General features: G+C 40.1%; 14 protein-coding genes and 1 other RNA gene. All 15 read right to left on the reverse strand.

Annotation, left to right across the window (positions count from 1 at the left end; translation table 11 throughout):
* Positions 1-17: 17 nt before the first annotated feature.
* The 15 genes from Q5O24_07250 to Q5O24_07320 all read right to left on the reverse strand — a co-directional run bounded on the left by Q5O24_07250 (position 18) and on the right by Q5O24_07320 (position 20,299).
* Positions 18-1,619, reverse strand: coding sequence for a type I restriction-modification system subunit M (locus tag Q5O24_07250; protein ID WKY49097.1), 1,602 nt, complete (start codon positions 1,617-1,619; stop codon positions 18-20).
* Between the two features lie 23 nt (positions 1,620-1,642).
* Entirely contained in the window at positions 1,643-2,881 is a 1,239-nt protein-coding gene (locus Q5O24_07255) for a restriction endonuclease subunit S (protein ID WKY49098.1), read from the reverse strand.
* Between the two features lie 220 nt (positions 2,882-3,101).
* Positions 3,102-4,442, reverse strand: coding sequence for a putative DNA binding domain-containing protein (locus Q5O24_07260; GenBank protein ID WKY49099.1), 1,341 nt, complete (start codon positions 4,440-4,442; stop codon positions 3,102-3,104).
* Between the two features lie 61 nt (positions 4,443-4,503).
* Positions 4,504-4,680 (reverse strand): hypothetical protein, encoded by a 177-nt coding sequence (locus tag Q5O24_07265; protein ID WKY49100.1) that lies wholly within the window; start codon positions 4,678-4,680, stop codon positions 4,504-4,506.
* A gap of 13 nt (positions 4,681-4,693) precedes the next feature.
* Positions 4,694-7,900, reverse strand: coding sequence for an HsdR family type I site-specific deoxyribonuclease (locus tag Q5O24_07270; protein WKY49101.1), 3,207 nt, complete (start codon positions 7,898-7,900; stop codon positions 4,694-4,696).
* Positions 7,893-8,471, reverse strand: coding sequence for a restriction endonuclease subunit S (locus tag Q5O24_07275; GenBank protein ID WKY49102.1), 579 nt, complete (start codon positions 8,469-8,471; stop codon positions 7,893-7,895). The genes Q5O24_07270 and Q5O24_07275 overlap by 8 nt, the downstream gene beginning before the upstream one ends.
* Before the next feature lie 466 nt (positions 8,472-8,937).
* Positions 8,938-9,303, reverse strand: a complete 366-nt coding sequence (locus Q5O24_07280; protein WKY49103.1) for a helix-turn-helix transcriptional regulator — start codon at positions 9,301-9,303, stop codon at positions 8,938-8,940.
* A gap of 446 nt (positions 9,304-9,749) precedes the next feature.
* Positions 9,750-10,145, reverse strand: a transfer-messenger RNA (tmRNA) gene (ssrA, locus tag Q5O24_07285).
* Positions 10,146-10,148: 3 nt separating this feature from the next.
* The gene (smpB, locus tag Q5O24_07290; protein WKY49104.1) at positions 10,149-10,607 is read right to left on the reverse strand and encodes an SsrA-binding protein SmpB; all 459 of its coding nucleotides are present in this window, start codon (positions 10,605-10,607) and stop codon (positions 10,149-10,151) included.
* A gap of 51 nt (positions 10,608-10,658) precedes the next feature.
* Positions 10,659-12,791, reverse strand: a complete 2,133-nt coding sequence (gene rnr, locus Q5O24_07295) for a ribonuclease R (protein WKY49105.1) — start codon at positions 12,789-12,791, stop codon at positions 10,659-10,661.
* A gap of 44 nt (positions 12,792-12,835) precedes the next feature.
* The gene (gene mutS, locus Q5O24_07300) at positions 12,836-15,493 is read right to left on the reverse strand and encodes a DNA mismatch repair protein MutS (GenBank protein WKY49106.1); all 2,658 of its coding nucleotides are present in this window, start codon (positions 15,491-15,493) and stop codon (positions 12,836-12,838) included.
* 1 nt (position 15,494) lies between these two features.
* The gene (gene miaB, locus Q5O24_07305) at positions 15,495-16,838 is read right to left on the reverse strand and encodes a tRNA (N6-isopentenyl adenosine(37)-C2)-methylthiotransferase MiaB (GenBank protein ID WKY49107.1); all 1,344 of its coding nucleotides are present in this window, start codon (positions 16,836-16,838) and stop codon (positions 15,495-15,497) included.
* 425 nt (positions 16,839-17,263) lie between these two features.
* Complete coding sequence (locus Q5O24_07310; GenBank protein WKY49108.1) at positions 17,264-18,757, reverse strand: NAD(P)H-hydrate dehydratase; 1,494 nt, start codon at positions 18,755-18,757, stop codon at positions 17,264-17,266.
* Between the two features lie 131 nt (positions 18,758-18,888).
* Positions 18,889-19,569 (reverse strand): peptidoglycan-binding domain-containing protein, encoded by a 681-nt coding sequence (locus tag Q5O24_07315; protein ID WKY49109.1) that lies wholly within the window; start codon positions 19,567-19,569, stop codon positions 18,889-18,891.
* Positions 19,562-20,299 carry a YebC/PmpR family DNA-binding transcriptional regulator gene (locus tag Q5O24_07320; protein ID WKY49110.1) on the reverse strand — a complete coding sequence of 246 codons (738 nt, stop codon included), beginning with the start codon at positions 20,297-20,299 and terminating at the stop codon, positions 19,562-19,564. The genes Q5O24_07315 and Q5O24_07320 overlap by 8 nt, the downstream gene beginning before the upstream one ends.
* Between the last annotated feature and the right edge of the window lie 69 nt (positions 20,300-20,368).

Consider the following 20,368-nt stretch of genomic DNA (forward strand, 5'->3'; position numbering starts at 1 on the left):
CATTCCTGCTTTTCATCCTATATTTGAACCCCTAGAAGTTTAAGCTGCTCATTGATTTCTTTTTCCATTTGGGCAATTTCTAAATTATCCTGCTGAAGAAGGCGGTTCACCTCATCCAGATCAATCGGCTCTTCTTCTTCAAAAGTATCGACGTACCGGGGAATATTCAAATTATAATCATTGGTCTGAATTTCTTCTATTGACGCTACATGGGCATATTTTTCAAGATCCTGACGGGCTTTATAGGCTACAATGATCTTTTTGATATGGTCATCAGTCAGATTATTCTGATTTTTGCCTTTTTCAAAATCATTGCTGGCGTCAATGAAGAAAATATCCTTAGTTTGGCGGTTCTTCTTAAAGACCAGAATTGTCGTCGGGATGCTGGTGCCGTAGAAAAGATTAGCCGGCAGACCGATTACTGCATCAAGTACATTTTTTTCAATCAGAGTCTGGCGGATTTTACCCTCAGCCGCACCCCGGAACAAGACCCCGTGGGGCAGGACAATAGCCATAGTACCGGTATTGTTGAGATGATAGAGGCTGTGGAGAATAAAGGCGTAGTCGGCTTTGGAGGCTGGTGCTAATTTCCCATATTCACTAAAACGCGGATCCTTTAATTTACTTTCTGGATTATCCCATTTAGCCGAGTATGGCGGGTTGGCCACCACCGCATCAAAACTGCGCGGCTGATCAATGCCCTTGGCATCCGGTCCGTCGGGCCAGTCGCTTTCTAAGGTATCAGCATTGTGCAGAGTCATGTTGTTAAAGGAAACTCCGTGCATCATCAGATTCATCCGGGCCAGGTTGTAGGTGGTGGTGTTCAGCTCTTGACCGTAAAATTTAATGGCCCCTGTTTGATCGCCTCCTGGCAATTCACTTCGAACCGTTAAGAGCAGTGACCCCGACCCCATAGTCGGGTCATACAGAGTGAAGGCCGTATCGGATAGCGTCACATCAGCCGTCACCAGCTTGGCCAGAACCTGACTGACCTGATGAGGGGTGTAGAATTCGCCCCCTTTTTTTCCGGCTGAGGCAGCAAATTGACCGATTAAGTATTCGTAGATTTCGCCCAGCACATCTTTACCGTCAGCACCATGATAATCAATCTCATCAACCAGCTTGACGATGTTATTAAGCGATTTAGCCCGGGCGGTTGTAGATGCCCCCAACCGGGAATCACCCAGGTTGATATCATTAAAGACACCGGAAAAATCCTGAGCGGCTTCTTTATTTAATTCGACATTATGATTAAAGTTGTCAAAAATCGTCTGATAATCACTGGGAATTACCTGGCTACTGGCGATTTTTTCAGTCAAGGAGACCCATGTGTCCTTTGGGGCAATGGCATAACCCAGGCTTGCCGAGATGTCATCGAGATAATCAGCCAGATCATCCCCACTGGCCTGTTCCTGAAAAGCCTGATTAACCGTTTGTCCGTCAGCGACATCAATGACATGATTGGTAATCAGATAGTCTTCCTGATGTTCGGATAAATACCGGTAGAACATAAAGGCCAGAATATAGTTTTTAAATTCACCGGCGTCCATATTGCCCCGGAGTTCATTGGCCATGGCCCAGAGTTTACTGGTGATAGATTGTAAGTTATTACTTGACATAAGTTGATCCTTTCGTTTTGAAATTAAACAAACATTTGTTGTAGGAGGGCTTTTTTGCGGGCTTGCAAGTGTTCAAGCTTACGCTGCTGAAGGGTGATAAGGTTATCTAGTTTAGAAAAATAATCTCCAATTTTGTCTTGTTCATTCTTTGACGGAAACATAAAATCTAGGTTTCCTAACATCTTTCCAGATATTTCAGCAAAGGTTGAACCTGATGCCACTTTCGCCGCTTTCATCTTAATCATATCGCTCATCGAATATACAAAATATGTATTAATAACATCATTCAAAACCATAGATTGAAAGCCTTGATTGGTTGTGCCAGGATGGCGTAATATTGCGGTTTTTCCTATTCCAGCTCTACTTGTAAATAACACAGTTTTATTTGCTGGTAAAATCTTTGCAGAACTTTTTTCTAGACCTAATTTTGTTATTTTTCTTTCACTTCCACCCACATATATCTGATCATTTATCTCAGCTGGAGAATACCAATCAATATCTCCATCCCAATATTCAGGACTGTTTGTACTAGGTGTTCCGCCTCCTATAATTTCAGAGATTTCATTAAGCTTACGCTGTTCCCAAGCGTCCGTAAAGCCGGGAAATCGCAATTCAGGAACCGAGTTACCAGCTTTAGGAAACATTTTTTGCAGCAACCCTTTTTTGCGGGTTTGCAAATGTCCAAGCTTACGTTGGTGAAGGATAATGAGGTTGTCCAGTTGTTTTAGAAAAGAGCCAATTTGGGTCTGCTCTTTATAATTTGGCATAATAATATCAATCGAATTCAAAATACCCTGACTAACATTAAATCGAGTACTTCCACCAGCTTTTCGCTCAATTTGTTTTCTTCCAACACCATTTAAAGATCGTTCAATAAATATTGAATCATACTCACTTTTCTTCTTTCCACGAATAGCGAATCCACTATATAGTGCATACTTATTGTCAGTATAAGCCTTAGCCCATCCTACTTCTTCGGGAATTTCAGAAGAACGAGCGAATACAATATCACCATTTTCAACTTTATATCTTTCTTCTACAGTAGAATCGACTTCAACAGAATTACGAATATTTTCATAACTTAATTCACCAAATGATAATACATCCATGACACTTATCATCTTACGTCCTTTACCATAATTTTCTTTTGGGGCATTAATCCCATTTGAAAAATCCATCAAGTTTTCTAATTTACGCGACTCCCAAGGGTCAGTAAACCCCGGAAACCGTAACTGCGGCACCATCTTCTTTTCTTCACTCATTATGCTACCTGTCCTTTTGGGCTATTATTTATGCTTTCATATACAAATTTGTTAATATTTATGCTGATTTTATCTAAAACTGTTGATATTCAAGCCTTCCTGATCATCAGCGCCTATTGGTTTTAAATTTTCGTGGTTTTTTCCAAAATGGAAACTACCACTTTTTCTGCCGATCGGTTTTATAAAATTGCTTCATGTCTAAGCTTAAAAACAAGGATCATCAATTATGTGTTGTTTCACCGGGTGCAATCTGGTACACCGTTGACCGGCCACTACCCACCTGAATCAGCAAGCGATTTGCTTTTAACCGCTGGATCAGCGTGTTGGTCTGGGTTTTTTTCAAATCAAGGGCAGTTTCCAGCTGCTGTCTGGTCATACTTTTATGAGTCTTTAGTATTTCAAGAATCCGTCTTTCATTAGGTGTCAGATCAATCGGATAAGTTGTTTCAAAGGGCTGGCTGGGGCTATTCTGAGTAACTTTTGGCAGGACAATCGTAATCGAGTTTTCTTCAATAATAAAGCTCGGTTCAACACGATAATCCTGATAATATTCTTTTATGCGGCGGATTCCGGTCGCCAGTTTTTCAATGATATGCAATCTGAAAAAAATATCGGCAATGATCCGGTTGCGGGGCACTGAGATCCGCCCTGACAGATACTCGCTCTCATTTATACCCAGTGGCAAACCACCGGGCGATAAAATTTCGATGCGATCATCAAAAATTTCAATCCTTCCATCGACCGGTCGAGAATAATCTCGGTGGACGATCAGATTTGCCAGAGCCTCACGGTAGGCGACCAGTGGCACTTCGGCAATGCTTTCCCGATAAGCAGTGGTTATTTTCTCAGATTGATTGATGTGTTTATAATAAAATGCCATGCCATCTTCAAAATGCTTCAGTAGCGATTGATGCATCACGGTCAGCCGGTCTTTTATCGCCGCAACTCCGTTACCATCATAAGCAATCAGCTGGAGATTTGCCTGCTGAAGAGGATTATCATCTGACAGTAAGGCCGCCGCCATATTGTATTGATCTTTGACCTTCAGCTCCAGGGTTATCAGCAGATCATCGCTAACATGATGCAAGTTGAGTCGACTTTTCAAGTGACTGTTTAGAACCACAAACGACAGATTCTGTTGAGGTGCCCGCATCATATCAAAGGTCATATTTTTTCCGTAAAGAATCAGTTCATCCAGAGCGCTGCGATCAACCGGCACACTAGCGGTATCCAACCGTTTATAAGCTTTTTTATCATAGAGGTAGGGCGTGTTATCGCCCTTATAAACGCGTATTAACAGTATTTCCAGGCCTTCATAAGTTTCGATTTCAATTTCATAATAAGGACGAGGTTCAATGGCATCGTTGATGGTATTTTCAAGATTAAGTCGCAGCCTGTCGGGATCTTCAATCCCCACGATTTGTTTGTTGTCATCTATACCAATGATAATCACGCCATCATGATAATTGGCAAAGGCGCTGACTGTCTTCAAAAGGGTTTTTGAATAAACGGCTTTGTATTCAATATACTTGTTCTCACCCAGTAAAATTAGCGCATCCATATTTTCTCCTTTCGACCGCTTTTGACCGGTCGATTAATTTTATACCATTTTTTCGATCGGTTTATTGTATCATTATTTGCAAAATCAGCCAATAATAATGCTTTTCAGCAGAATATTCCGGTTTTTCGGTGGCAGTTTCGAATAAAACAAGCATTTTGACTTTTTTCGACCGCTTTCGACCGGTCGAATTTATCCAGGCATCCGATTTTTCGGTCAGTGCATTTTTCGCACGAACCAAAGATCCCCTTTTCTTAGTTCTCTACCAGTTCATCGGCCAATGCATAGAGCGCTTCTCTAAGGCCATTACGGTACTTAATCTTGGATAAGCCCTGAACTTTTTCATCATGAGCTAAAGTCTGATAATCGCTACTGGCTTTGGCAATAATATCCCGAATCTGACCATTATCGTCGAGATCCTGCTGGCCATAACGATGGCGACTGAACAGTTCCCGCATCTGGGCACTGGAAATCACATCAATGATTCCCCATTTTATTCGGAAGTTCTGAAACTGCCGATCAAGACTGATGGCATTGGCGGCCTGAATCACAGGGTCACTCTCGCTTAATCTGGCCGGATATGTATCATGGGTGTAATGGCCGTTAAAAATTGTATTAGCGGCATTTTTAATCTTGCCGGCATAATTTCGGTCATCCAGACCATTGGCAAAGAGATCAATTTTTGCTTTGGTTTCAAGGGCCGCCTGGTGTTCTTTGTCATGGACCTGATTGAGTAATTTTTCCAATAATTCAGTCAGATAATCATAGTCAATTTTGATATCTTTGACGTGGGTCATTCGCAGTTCGATCTGATAGAAAGGCACTTTTTTCTCTTTGGCGATTTGTTGCCGCAACTCATTGCTAAGCACTGTCGTCAGTATCTTTTCTTGAGCCGGGGTCATGCCCAGGCCTTCGATTAAATCATCAGGCGCATCATAATTAAAACCGATCTTTTTCCCGTCCACTGTTTGTGGATCGTATTGTTTTAATTTAGACATTCCCACATTATATTGCCGCAACAGCGAAAGCATTTGCTCCTTCTGTTTTTCACTGGGGGGCACTGCCTGAAAGGTATTAGTCAGATCTTTTAATTGTTCCACCACTGCTTTTACTTCGGCAAACTCCGTTTCAAAGGGTTTAGCAATGATGCCGTCTTTTTCGATGTTTTTTTTATGTTCATCTGGAGACAAATTGGCGGAATCCTTATTGGCATAAATGGCCAATGCCTTGTTCATCAGTTGTTCGTTATGAGCCGGCCAGCGGTAATTGACAATTCGACCCCAGGGTTTTTCCTGCATATCAGCGATTCGGTTGGTGCGTGAATAAGCTTGAATCAGGGCGGCCCCTTTGAGGGTCCGGTCAACATAAAGGGTATTTAATTCCGGGGCATCAAAACCGGTTAGCAGCTGATCAACAACAATCACCAGATCGAGAAACTTCTTGTCGGTGGCGGTGCGATTTAAACGGCTGGTAACATCCTGAGTATATCCGGAAACATCATCCATCCCGAAGCTGGTGTCAAATTCCTGATTATAGACGCTTATAGCTTCACACAATCCTTGATTGGTGGCCAGTTGGGAGTCATTATTGGTCGTGTTTTGACTAAAAGTCACCGCCACTTTAAGGGTCTGTTTGCCGCTTTCCTTATTTATGCCATTAACCCGCTGGAACTCATGGAAATACTTCATAGCCATTGGCGTGCTGGCTTTTCCGCCGCCAACGTGGGTGGTAAAGATGGCGTTATATTTACCTTCATTGGAGCGGTTGCGCCAGTTTTTAAAAACATCTTCAACCACTAAACGGATGTGGTCAGGGTTTTCATCATAAAAGCTGGGTTCGATGGTATCATCTATATCTTGGTCGGTCAGATTATTAATTTTCAACTCAATCTGCGCATCAGTCCATTGGGGATAGCGATTTTTATAAAACGCCGGTAAATACTCCGTCTTCATTTGTTCTTCATCGATGGTCGTCTCAAAGTCGACTTTAAAACCCAGCACGTTGCGATCAGCAATCGCTTCCCTAATCGTATAGGCATGAAGCAGAGGTCCAAAGATATCCTCAGATCTTAGCCCAGTTGTGGTTTCATCAAACATCGGTGTGCCGGTATAGCCGACCCAGGCAGATCGATTAAAAGCTTTCTGAATCGTCGCAAAATTATCGCCAGCGGTGCTGCGGTGCGCTTCATCAACAATAAAGACAATGTTTTTATCCGGTGCCTTAAAGTTTTTGCGATTAACCAGTGTACCCAGTTTTTGAACAGAGGTGACAATAATATGATTGTCTTTGCGCTTTAATTTGCGGCTGAGATCACTAGTGTTTTCTGTTGCCTGTACCGTTCCCGAACGGAGGGCATCACCAACATCCCCATCCGGATCATAGGCCCGATAATTTTCGTCAGTCTGTTTGGTCAGGGCTATGCGGTCCACGACAAAGACGACCTTATCAACCTTTGGCATCCGGGAAGCCAGCCAGGCCGTCTTGAAACTGGTGATTGTTTTTCCAGACCCGGTGGTATGCCAAATGTAACCCACCTTTTTATTACCGGCCTCAAAATCAATTTGTTTAATGCCTTCGATAACTTTTTGGGTGGCATAGACCTGATAAGGACGCATGACTTTCAGCGTCTGTTTATTCTTGGTGCCATCTAAAATCATAAAGTTGGTGGCCATCTGATGCGCCATTGGGATACTAAGCATGGAATCGGCGAATTCTTTCCAGTTGCGGACAATGGTATTATCCTCTCTTCGCTGCCAGTTGAAGGCAAAATCCTTGTTAAACTTCTCAGCTGTTGTATTGGCCATATACTTGACGTTGTTGGGTGTAATCGCCACCAGGATCTGCAATGTGGAAAAGATATCGCGATACTGGTTTTCGTCCGCATATTGATGCATCTGGTTTAAGGCTTCATTGACATCATGGGTATCACATTTTTCTTCAATTTGAATAATTGGCAGCCCATTAATCAGCAGGGTTGTATCAAACCGCCGCTTTTGCTTCCCGGTGATCACAGCAGGACGTTCGATCTGATTGACCACCTGATAGACCGTATCGCCAGCACCGATCTGTTTTTGGTCAAAAACCGTTAAGAAAACATGACGGCCATCATCCAGATCAATTTCAATTTGTGAGACCCCATTTAATCCGTATAAAAATTGACCGGCTTCGTAGGGAGTTCGGAGATCTGAGATAATTTTTTTGACCTGACCAAATTCCACCGCACTAAGGGGCAGGTTTAGCGTTTTCTGATTATGCTGTTCAAGAATTGTTTTGAAGTTATCCCACAATGTGTCGGTCGTTTTGATATCCGGTTCGTATTTCCACAGTTTCGTTTTCACGACATAGTGAGCCGGATTTTCGATAACATGATTAGTCGTGTTACTGTCGTTTCTTCCAGAATTGGTAATCGTTCCGCTAGTGATATACTCGATTAATTCTGTTTCGAATTGATTCTCAGTCATGTTTCATAACCTCCTCCAGTTGGTGTAAGCGTATCATCGTTTCTTGCCTGGCGGCCCGTGTTTTTAAAGCTTGTAACCGCAATTGTTTAAAATATATTTCCCCGATTACCTTTTGCTTTTCAGTTGAGGGCAATATTGGGACTTCAAGATCCTTTATTTGCTTAAGCGTGTATTTTAAAACCGTTGAGCCTTGCAGACCAATCATCAATTGTTTTTTGATGGCGCGATTTTCATTAAATAAATAAACCAGAAATTGTCGGTCGATTTTTTCTTTTGGGACAAATTTAACATAGTTTTGTGTAAATAGATAGCCTTGATGTTCTTCCCTGACGACTGTGGCACTTCCCGAAATCAGACTGAAAATAACATCACCTGTAGAAAGTGTATTAACCTTATCTTTTGTTTGAATACTCTTTTTCTCATTATCTTCGGCCGGAACGCCAACCAAATCCTCCCATAAATCGGTTTGACTATAAAAGGTATAGATTGGCGACTGGTTGTTGAAGCTCTCAGTAATTCTAAATTGAGGGGTGCCACTGACAAATTCAACAAGCTTGTTTAGTTTTTTCATATTCGTGCCTTTCGCAAATTACTTTTCTATGATTCCGATTGTATCAGAAATAAAATAAAATTACAACATAAATATGTAATTTATTATAATTACGTTTTTATAAATCAAAAAAAAACACCTCGTCATAAGGTGTCCATTATAAAAATAATTTATTTATAGGTTATTAGTGCTATAGAATATCTACCAGTTTGGGTTTACTAAATGGAACGTTATTTTCATCGAATCTTGATATTTTGGGCTTTGATTTTGAAATTTTAGAATATGCTGTTCCTCAGTCTCAGCCTTTTGATTGGTGCCAATGGTGACAATAGTGCCAATGGTGCCAGACTTTGTGGCACCATTCTGTTGTCCATGGTATTTTTCCACTTCATTTTTACATTGAAAAAAATTACTGTTTTAGTAACTGTACGATAAATCTATAAAGAAATACTTCCTAATCGGCTAGATGAGAACCAGCGGAATTTCATTAAGCACTTTGAATCTGCTCATTTTCGAATTTTCTCCTTAAATTCACTTGTTGTCTAAGTGCTATCATCATTTTGAAGAGGATATCTATGCCGTCTTTTTCAGTATCGTTTACTGCCTCATTTCTAAGTGCAATAAAAGAATTTGTCTCATCCTTTTCGATAAACATCTGGGCGATGTCAAAATCTAAAACTTTTCCCAGCGTTTCTAATTGAATAATTGACGGAATAAATTCTTCACGTTCTATTCTTCCAATCATTATTCTATTTATACCTGTCAATGATCCCAACTCTTCTTTAGTTAGTCCTTTTTCTTCTCTAAGCCTGGTTACAGTATCAGCTAAATTTTTGGCAGAAAATGTTTTCACAATTATAACTCCTCTCTGATCAGCAAGATATTATACTATCGCGATACTCTCAATAACAATGATTATCAAATATTTTTGTTTATTTCATTCTTTTGAAATTTATGATAACAAACAATAATTAAATCAGCAAAATAATTTTTATTTGTGCTTTTCAATTTATTTGTAAAAGAGTAGCCTAAACATGATTTTTTTAGAAACATCAATCTTTTTTTAATTCCCAAAATGCACACCCCCTATTAAAAAATGCACCCTTTTGCACACCCCTACTCTGTAAAAAATATTTTCTACACATTGGTTTCTAATCAAAATCCTGACAACAAACCATTTTATTTTCATCAAAATCATATCAGTTTACAAACCGCATTACAAAGCCATTTTTACAACAATACAAAAAGCCACCTCATCACAAGGTGGCCTTCTATTGTATTAATTTTTACGTACGATTTTGGTGGAGGTGAGGGGAGTCGAACCCCTGTCCGAAAGTCCATTCACAAAAGCTTCTCCGAGCGCATTCATTGCTTATTTTCTCATTTCACTCCCCCTCCAATGACAAAGTGAGAAAGAAACCAGCCTCTTAGTCGTTAAGGGTGCGAGACACTACCCAAAACGGTTCCCTGCTTCAATGAACGTCTGAACCCGAAACCACAGGTTGAATCGGGAGACGTGCGGCAGTTTTGTGCCGCTGTTAGCATAGAAAGCTAATAACTGCGATTACGCAGCTAAAGCCATTCCGTAGCTATCGTTTGTTTTTGCGTTTATATTTAAGTGCCACTTTTATCGATGATTGGCACATCGGCTCGCTACTCAGGCTTCAAAACCCCCGTCGAAACCAGTACACCCCCAGATTATATGTCACGACGAATACTTTTTTGCATCCGTCGATTGGCATCTCGTTCAGCGATGGAATGGCGTTTGTCATAATTTTTCTTGCCCTTTGCCAGGGCTAGTTCCATCTTAACCTTGCCATCCTTGAAATAAAGTTTTAAAGGTATCAGTGCATACCCTTCCCTTTGTGTCAGACCAATCAATTTTCTGATTTCCCGCTTGTGAAGCAATAATTTTCTGGTCCGAAGTGGATCCTTATTGTAAATATTGCCCTGTTCATAAGGATTGATATGCATCTGTAAAATAAACACTTCGCCATTTCGGATGTCGGCATAGCTTTCCTTAAGACTGACTTTTCCCTGGCGGATTGATTTGACTTCAGTACCGGACAGCACCAGGCCAACTTCATAGGTGTCTTCAATGAAAAAATCATGTCGGGCTTTTTTATTTTGAGCGACAATTTTAATATTCTCTGCCATGGGATTCTCCTTATTTCAGGCTGGATTATCATAATACCACAGTTTTCTTAATTAATCAAGAATTTCAAAATCGATTTCCTTATTTAAGACATCAGCTTTCATTACCCGGACACTTACAGGTTCACCAAGCCGATAAATTTTTCGGTTTCGCTCTCCTACATACTGATGGAGATCCTGGTCCAGCACATAATAATCATCACTCAGATCCTGCAAGCGAACCAATCCTTCTATGGTGTTGGGTAACTCAACAAAGAGGCCGAATGAAGTTACACCGCTGATGCGTCCTTCAAAAATATCACCTATATGTCTGGTCATGAATTCGGTCATTTTTAGTTTTGTAATTTCGCGTTCAATAGTTTCCGCCCGTCTCTCTGCTTCCGAAGTATGTTTGGCAATATCTTCAAGGTGGTTCATCAGGTAGTCTTTTGTTTTACTGCTGATTCCTCCATCTTTTAAGAAAAGAGCTAAATAACGATGGACTACAAGATCTGGATATCGTCTGATTGGTGAGGTGAAATGGGTATAGAATGGTGCAGCCAGCGCATAGTGACCTAGGTTATGCCCCTGATAAACAGCCTGCTGCATGGTTCTAAGCATTAACAGAGTAATGACCCGCTCTTCATCGGTTCCTTCAATTTGTTTTAACAGATTTTGAAAGTCCTTCCCACTGGGGATTTCATCGCGGCCATCACCCAGTTTATAGCCAAAACGTCCAATAAAAACTCGAAAAGCCTGAAGTTTTTCAACATGGGGATTGGGATGGTTTCTAAAGATAAAAGGTACATCAAGTTTCTCTATGTGTTCGGCTACTGTTTCATTACAGACAAGCATAAACTCTTCAATAATCCGGTGGGAAACCAAACGTTCTTCCACCTTGATATCGGCGGGAAAACCGGTCTCATCAAGGATTACTTTTGCTTCAGGGAAGTCAAAATTTATAGCACCACGGGCATAGCGTCTTTTATCTTTGAGTATGTAAAAAAGCTCTTCCATGACCTTGAGTGTTGGTTCAAATGATTTTATTGCAGCTGTTTCTTCGTTTTCTTCACCGGCCAGTAAAGTGCCGACCTGATCATAATTCATCCGGGCTTTGGATCGGATCACAGATTTAAAAATATCGTACTGAACGACTTGTCCTAGGGTATCAATTTCCATTTCGCAGGAAAAAGTCAGACGGTCTTCATCAGGGACCAGACTGCAGATTCCATTTGATAGTTTAAAGGGAAGCATTGGAACCACCCTATCCACAACGTAAACACTGTTGCCTCGTTCCTGTGCAGATTCATCTAACTGTGTATGTGGTTTAACATAATGACTGACATCAGCAATATGTACTCCTAGCAAGAAGTGTCCATTATCTAATTGTTTAATTGAAACGGCATCATCAAAATCTTTGGCATCTCGTCCGTCAATGGTAAAAATCTCTTCCTTACGTAGATCATGTCGTTTATCAAGCTCGGTGTCATTTATTTTGTTAGAAATACATTTTGTTTCATCTGTAACGCCAAGACTAAATTCCATTGGAATACCATATCCTCTGATAATAGAGAGAATATCAATTCCTTTTTCTTTTTCATTGCCCAAGATTTCAATAATTCGACCTTCAGGGCTTTTGTGGTGGTCAGGCCATTGGGTAATTTCTACAACTACTTTATCACCGGATTGCGCCTTGCATTTTTTCTGGGCTGGAATATAGATGTCCTTGCAGATTCGATCATTGTCAGGCGTAACAAAACCAAAGTCGCGGCTTTTTTCAAAACGCCCGATGATCTGCTGATGACCGCGTTCGAGGATTTCTACCACTTCCCCTTCATTTTTTTTGCTGGTATTTCGAATCAGACGAATCCGTACCCGATCCTTATCCAAAGCACCATTAAGATGGGATGCAGAAATGAAAACATCATCGGAAAATAAAGCATCCTCAGGAATTAAAAAGGCAAAACCCTTCTGATGTCCCTGTAAAGTACCAATGATTTGGTGTTGTTCATGTTTTTGATAACTCCCTTTGTCATTTCTTTTAACCTTTTGCTTAAATTCCATTTCTTTTAATATATTGGTTAGCATTTGACGATCTTTTTTCTTGCGCAGGCCAATAAATGATGACAATTCTTCGAAATTCATTTCTCGAAATTTAGCATCATTCATCAGTCGTCTGACGATACGTTTAAGCTCTTTGGTTTTCATTTATTTATCTCCTGTCTACTGTATATGCCTAGAAGCAAGCAATTTTAGATTTCATCGGCATTGCCTATTTTAGTTCGTAGATCGTATATTACATTCATGACTTCTCTGGGGCTCATTTCATCAAGTTTTAAGTCTCTTAGGGTTCCCAGTGCTTTTTCTTCTGCAGGTGAAAGTGGTTTAGGTAATTCAAAAAAGCTTAGTTGACTGGCCGATCTTTCTTCAAAATGTGGTGGCTCCTGAATTAGTAGTTCTTTTCTGACCGTTTCTTCGCCGGATTCCAGATGGGATAAAATACTCTGTGCTTTGTTCAGAACAGATTCGGGGAATCCTGCCAGTCGGGCGACTTCTATTCCGTAGCTCTGGTCAGCTGCTCCGGGCATAATCTTGCGAAGGAAGATAACTCCTTCCGGGGTGTCTTTTAATTTAATCGAGAAGTTTTTTATGCCTGATTTGAGGTTTTCCAGTTCTGTGAGTTCGTGGTAATGGGTTGCGAACAAAGTTTTTGCACCAATTACACTATTATCGTAAAGATGCTCAACTACTGCCCACGCGATGCTGATTCCATCAAAGGTTGAAGTTCCTCTGCCAATTTCATCAAGGATAATAAGACTGCGAGCAGTGGCATTTTTTAAGATATTGGCAACTTCTGTCATTTCGACCATAAACGTACTTTGTCCGCTTGCCAAATCGTCACTTGCGCCGACTCGAGTAAAAATTCTGTCAACAATCCCGATTTGTGCTTTATCTGCAGGGACAAAGGATCCAATCTGTGCCATTAATGTGATGATTGCGACCTGTCTGATAAAGGTTGACTTTCCGGCCATATTGGGTCCGGTGATGATCATCATTTTCTGCTCATTGTGATCAAGAAAGCAGTCGTTACTAATAAAATGTGCGGTGCCAATCATCTCTTCAACAACTGGATGACGTCCGTTTGTAATAGATATTTCTTGATCATCGGTGATTTCAGGGCAGACATAGTTATTTTCCAAAGCGGCTATTGCCAATGCATACAGAGCATCAAGGTCTGCTACTTGTGAGGCTTTTGTCTGAATTCGCCCGATTTCTTGTAAGACGGCTTCTCTGATCTCCTGAAAGACTTCAGTTTCACACCGCAGGAGTCCCTCTTGTGCGCCAAGGATTTTATTCTCCATCTCTTTTAGCTCAGGAGTGAAAAAACGCTCGGAATTAGCCAATGTCTGTTTTCTGATATAGGTGTCAGGTATTGAGTCAAGATTGCTTTTTGTTACTTCCAGAAAATACCCGAAAATGCGGTTGTACTTTACTTTTAGATTTTTAATCCCAGTTTTTTCACGTTCAGTGGTTTCTAGGTCAAGAATCCAATCCTGGCCTTTTTCGGTGGCTTCTCGAAAGCTGTCAATTTCGGCATTGTACCCACTTTTTATGACGTGTCCCTCTTTTAGCAATAGAGGCGCATCTTCGGAAATAGATTTTTCTAATAGCGAAAAAACATCGACCAGCAGATCGGAACTTTCAAAAACGGAAAATAATTCAGGACAATTCAGATCATTAAGAAAGGCATTAATTTCTGGCAGACTCTTAAGTGATGATTTAAGGGATAATAAATCCTTTGGTGTTGCAGAACCGAAGGATATTTTACTGCAGAGTCTTTCGAAATCATAAACTTGAGACAGCGTATTTTTAAAATGCTTTAATTTTTCAGGATGCTTATAAAATGCATAAACAGATTGCTGACGGCTTAAAATTGCGTCCTTTTTTAAAAGTGGGGTCTCTACCCAACGTCTTAAAGTCCTTCCCCCCATGGCAGTTACAGTATGGTCGAGAACACCTAAAAGGCTGCCTTTTTTTTCCAGGGTTCTTAAAGTTTGTGTCAATTCCAGATTACGTCTGGTTGAAAGGTCAAGTAGCATAAAATCATCACTGGCGTAATATTTAAGAGTTTTTATATGGGTTAATACCCGTTTTTGGGTATTGTCAATGTAATGCAGCAGAGCTCCTGATGCCTGAATTGCCTGCTCATGGTTTTCAATTCCCAAGGCGGCAAGGGAAAAAACCCGAAATTGACTGGTAATTCTTTTAGGAGAATTTCGAAATGCCTGCTCGGGTAAAAGATTTGACATAATTCCAAAACGTTTTTCAATGATGGACATTGCATGAGGATTTTTAAATAAAGGTCCGTTTAATAAAATTTCAGACGGTTTTAAACGTCCTATTTCGTCAGCAAGCTTTTCAAAAAGAATTTCCGGAGTTTTTTCGACCATTTCAGTAACAAAGAAATCACCTGTAGAAATATCCAGACTGGCGATTCCCAGTTTGAGATCCTTTAGGGTAAGTGCCATCAGGTAGTTATTTTTCCCGGCATCTAAAAGTGCTCCTTCAGAGACGGTACCCGGAGATAGTACCCTGACAATCTCTCGCCTGACAATCCCCTTAGCCTCTTTGGGGTCTTCTACCTGTTCACAAATTGCAACTTTGTAGCCTTTTTCAACTAGTCTCGTGATATAGTTATTGGCAGCATGATAAGGAACTCCGCACATAGGTGCCCGTTCTTCTAATCCGCAGTCTCTGCCAGTCAAAGCGATTTCCAGTTCTCGAGAAGCTTTGATAGCATCATCAAAGAACATTTCATAAAAATCACCCAATCGAAAGAAAAGAAGCGCATCGGGCACTTCTTCATGGATTTCCAGATATTGTAGCATCATTGGAGTCAATTGGGCCATTTTATTCTCCTTCTATCATTTCACCATCGAGACTAAAGGATTTGGCGGTGGTAATTTTAACTTTGACAATTTGTCCAAGTTTTTCTGTTGGGCCAGCAAAGTTGACTAGCTTACCTGTCTCCGTTCGACCACTTAGGCGGTCAGGATTGTTTTTACTGGGCTCTTCAGCCAAGACTTCTACAATCTGATCCTGATATGGTGCATTACACTCATTACTTATATTTCTCAAGATTTCCAGGCAGTCGTTTAGGCGCTGGTGCTTGATATCATCAGGAATCTGTTCATCCATGGTCGCAGCCGGGGTTCCAGTTCTGATTGAATACATGAAGGTGAATGCTGAATCAAAGCGACAGGTCGTAATAATATCCAGAGTATCCTGATGATCTTCATCAGTTTCACCAGGAAATCCAACTATAATATCGGTAGTAATAGCTACATTGGGGATCAGTTCTCTTACCTTATTGACCCGATCAATGATATCTTCTCTGGTATATTTTCGGTTCATTTTTTTAAGAATTCGGCTACTTCCCGATTGAATAGGCAAATGAATATAGTTACAAATATTATCGTATTTGGCAATTGTCTCAATGACTTCATCCGTTAAATCTTTAGGATGAGATGTCATAAATCGGATTCGTTTAAGCCCATCAATTTCGCTGATTGCTTTAAGCAGACCGGCAAAAGTAATTACTTCGTCTAAATCGTTACCGTATGAATTAACATTTTGCCCCAGCAATGTTACCTCTATACATCCTGAATCAGCTAATGCCTGAACTTCTTCAATGATTTTTTCAGGACGTCGACTAACTTCGCGCCCGCGTGTATAAGGCACGATGCAGTAAGTGCAAAAATTATTACAGCCGTTCATAATTGTAACAAAAGCTTTGAATGGGTATTTATGCTGAACGGGCAAGTCTTCAACAATTGTATCGGAATCTTCCCAGATTTCAATCATGCGATTTCCGTTTAGAGTAAAATTATTCAAGATTTCAGGAAGTTTGTGTATGTTGTGGGTCCCGAAAATCAGATCGACTTGGGGATATTTCGATGTGATTGAATCTACAATCTCAGGTTGTTGCATCATACAGCCGCAAACGGCAAGTATCAGGTTGGGATTATTTTTCTTAACAGTTTTATATGAGCCAATAATTCCAAGAACGCGCTGATCGGCATTTTCCCGTACAGAGCAGGTATTTAAAATGACAAGTCCAGCTTTATTTTCGTCAGTTTCTTCCTGATAACCTAGGCTTCTAAGGATTCCAGCCATTTTTTCAGAATCATTTTCATTCATCTGACATCCGTAAGTTTTAATACAGTATGTCAAATTTCCAGTGTTTTTCCGCATATATATTAATTCTCCGTATGTAGTAGTCTTGTTTAATTCATTATACACTAAACAGTTTAAATAAAAAACCGTAATCTTTATTTAGTAACCGGTTATTAAGAAATAAACTCATCCATAACATTAGTTAAAAGAAGGATGGAAATGTTATTTTAAAATAAAAAGCGTGAGGCAGATTCTTGGGATAAGAAAACCAATATGAGGTTCGCAATTTGAATTAGTGTAAAATGTTCTTTATAGAAAAAAGTATTTCAAAAAAAGAAAGGGCAGCGGATAGTGAGGATCCGCTGCTACATTTAAAGTGAGGAAGGTGTCCAATCTCCCTCGTGGTCTAAATAATACTTAATCCGGCTTAAAATTGCCTTTATTCTTAGAAAAGATTAAGAGAGTTTCAATTTTTCTAAAGATTCACGTAAAAATATATATTATCATTTTAGAACATATTTTAGGGACTCAATAATGGATGTTGCTGTCAAAGTACTTTGACCATATTTATTTGCATAATAATCCCCCGCTGCGCCATGGAAAAATACCCCTGCCTTGCTAGCTTCAAAAAGATCTACGTTTTGTCCGGCAATGCCCGCAATCATTCCGGCAAGTACATCACCACTGCCACCAGTAGCCATTCCAGGATTACCAGTAGAGTTAAACCAAATTTCACCGTTTGTGCCAAAGATCATCGTTCGATAACCTTTTAAGACTACGATGACCTGGTATTCTAAGGCAAATTTTTGAGCATGACCAATAGGATCACATATAATATCTTCCTTTGGGACGTCAATTAATCTCGAGAATTCACCAAAATGAGGAGTGATAACAACCGGCGTTGTTGATTTTTTTAGGGTGTCTAATACCATTTTTAAATGATGAATACCGTCAGCATCAATAACTACAGGAAGACTTCCTTCAAGTATGTTTTCCATAACGACGCTATAATTTTTAGCTCGCCCTATACCAGGACCAATTAGTACAACTTTTTTCTGGTCCTGTTTTATATCATCGGCAGTGATATTACAATCGTAGGTTTTTATTAGAGCTTCAATTGGGGCACGTGTTACAACCGGTAAATATATTTCCTGAGGTACATAGCAGGTAACAAGACCACTACCGCTTTTTAAAGCACCTTCCATAGCCATGATACCAGCCCCGCTCATATTTTTCGAACCAGCGATTACAACAACAGAACCATAATCAAATTTGTGAGTGTTTTTCTTTCGTTGATAAGGGAATTTAAGATCAGATAGTTCTATATAATATTTATTGTTCGGAATTGATCCTTCGTCAATGCCGATATCAATCAGATGCATCTCTCCAACATAATCTGGGCCATCATTGAGTAGACATCCAGTTTTATAATTCTGAATGACGATGGTTTGATCAGCAAAAATTGCATTTCCGATTGTTAATCCAACATCTCCGCGTAATCCCGAAGGGATATCAATGGATATTTTAATACCCGAAAAATCATTTACCTGTTTAAAAATACGGTCATATTTTTCTTCGATTGCGCGCTTATCCAGTCCAGTACCAAAAATAGCGTCGATCAGGTGGGTGCCTCGATTGAGAATGATATTGAAATCTTCAAATTGAATGTCATTATCAATTAACTTAATATCAATTTTTTTATCTTTGAGTCGAAGTAAATTGATTTTACTATTTTCAGAAATTTTCTCTTCTTTTTCAGTCATAAAAATATGGACTTTATAGCCGGCATCGCTAAGCAATCGACCAATCACCAATCCATCACCGCCATTGTTGCCTGGCCCGCATAAAATAATGACCGTTGAATCCAGATCCAGTGAGTTTTTGATAATTCTGGTACAGGCGGCACCGGCTCTCTCCATCAGGTCTATGCTTGATATGCCATTTTGGATGGTATGGCGATCCATTATGACCATTTCTTTAGGTGTGACCACTTTCATATTTCTCTCTCCATTCCTGTCAAGTTTGACAAGTTACCTGAATTATAACAGATATCAAGTTTTTGTAAACCGGCAAATTGAAGATAACCATTACATAATAAAAAAAAGCACTGTTACCAGTGCTTTACGATCTAGCGGAGGGCATCGAGTGCTTCCATAGTCTTTGAATCGATTTTTCCGGTTTCTTCCAGACCATTATCTTTTTGGAATGTCATCACAGCAGTTTCTGTTGATTCGCCAAAGATCCCATTAGCGTCTGCTTCATCAAGATAGTTTTGTTCAACTAAAATTTCCTGGTAGGTTTGTAGAACCTGACTGGAATCACCACGTTCAAATTTAATTTCTTCTGCCAATAACGAAATGATGGTTGAACGATCAAATTCTCCTGACTGATCAAGGCCTTTCATAGCCTGATAGGTTTTAACAGCGGTTTGGACTTCTTCAGTAAAGGTACTGCTGGGTTCCACAGTCATAAACCCAAGATTATAAAGAATCTGTTGATATTCAAGGATTTCTGAGCTGGTATCGCCAAGCACATACTCATTAATGACAATTGTATCTCCACTATCCGTTTCAACCTCTGCAGTTTGATCATCACTTTCTTCATCTTCTGCCGCGATGTTTAGTCCGGCATCGGGAATTCCAATGCTGATTGCGTATACTTCAGAAATGCCGGCGACGTCCATGGTTAAATGATCTGCTGCTGAATAAACATCCTCAATGATAAAAGAGGAGGTTAAAAAGATAAAAGCAACCGCAAAAACGGTGTACAATAACACGTTTTTTAGTTTTTGAAATGGGGATTTATTCATCTTCTTCTCCTGTCCAGTTATGCCATACAGCCTGGACATCTTCATTGTCATCAAACATATCAATCATTCGATTCATTTTCTTGATTTCATCTGCAGTTTCAAGGCTTACATCAGTAGTAGCGATCATAGCAATCTCTGCCGAAATCAATTCATAACCTGATGCTTTTAAAGCATCGCAAACCTGACCGAAATCCGCAGGATCAGTTGAGATTTCATAACCTTCATCAGAAGTTTCAAAATCTTCCGCCCCAGCATCCAAAGATTCCATCATTAATGCCTCTTCGTCAACTGTATCGGCTTTTTCGATTAAAATCTGACCTTTTTTTGTAAACAGAAATGAAACACAACCACTGGTTCCAAGATTTCCGCCATTTTTATCAAAGGCATGACGCACGTCACCAGCTGTTCTATTTTTATTATCAGTTAAAGCTTCCACAATGACAGCAACTCCGCCTGGACCATAACCTTCGTAAATAATTTCTTCATAAGTGTCACCCTGCAGTTCACCGGCACCTTTTTTTATTGCCCGCTCAATATTATCATTTGGCATATTGGCGGCCTTTGCTTTTGCTACCGCCTCTTTAAGTTTTGCATTCATATCGGGATCACCGCCACCTTCACGGGCAGCTACCGCAATATATTTAGCAAGCTTAGTAAATATCTGACCACGTTTTGCGTCAGCTTTTCCTTTTTTATGTTTTATAGTCGACCATTTTGAATGTCCTGACATCGACAACCTCCTATTTGATTAAAATATTTGTCTACGATGCACCATTATACCACAATGGTCCTTAATAAC

The organism is Eubacteriaceae bacterium ES3 (assembly GCA_030586155.1).
In the GTDB taxonomy this organism is placed as follows: domain Bacteria; phylum Bacillota; class Clostridia; order Eubacteriales; family Eubacteriaceae; genus Acetobacterium.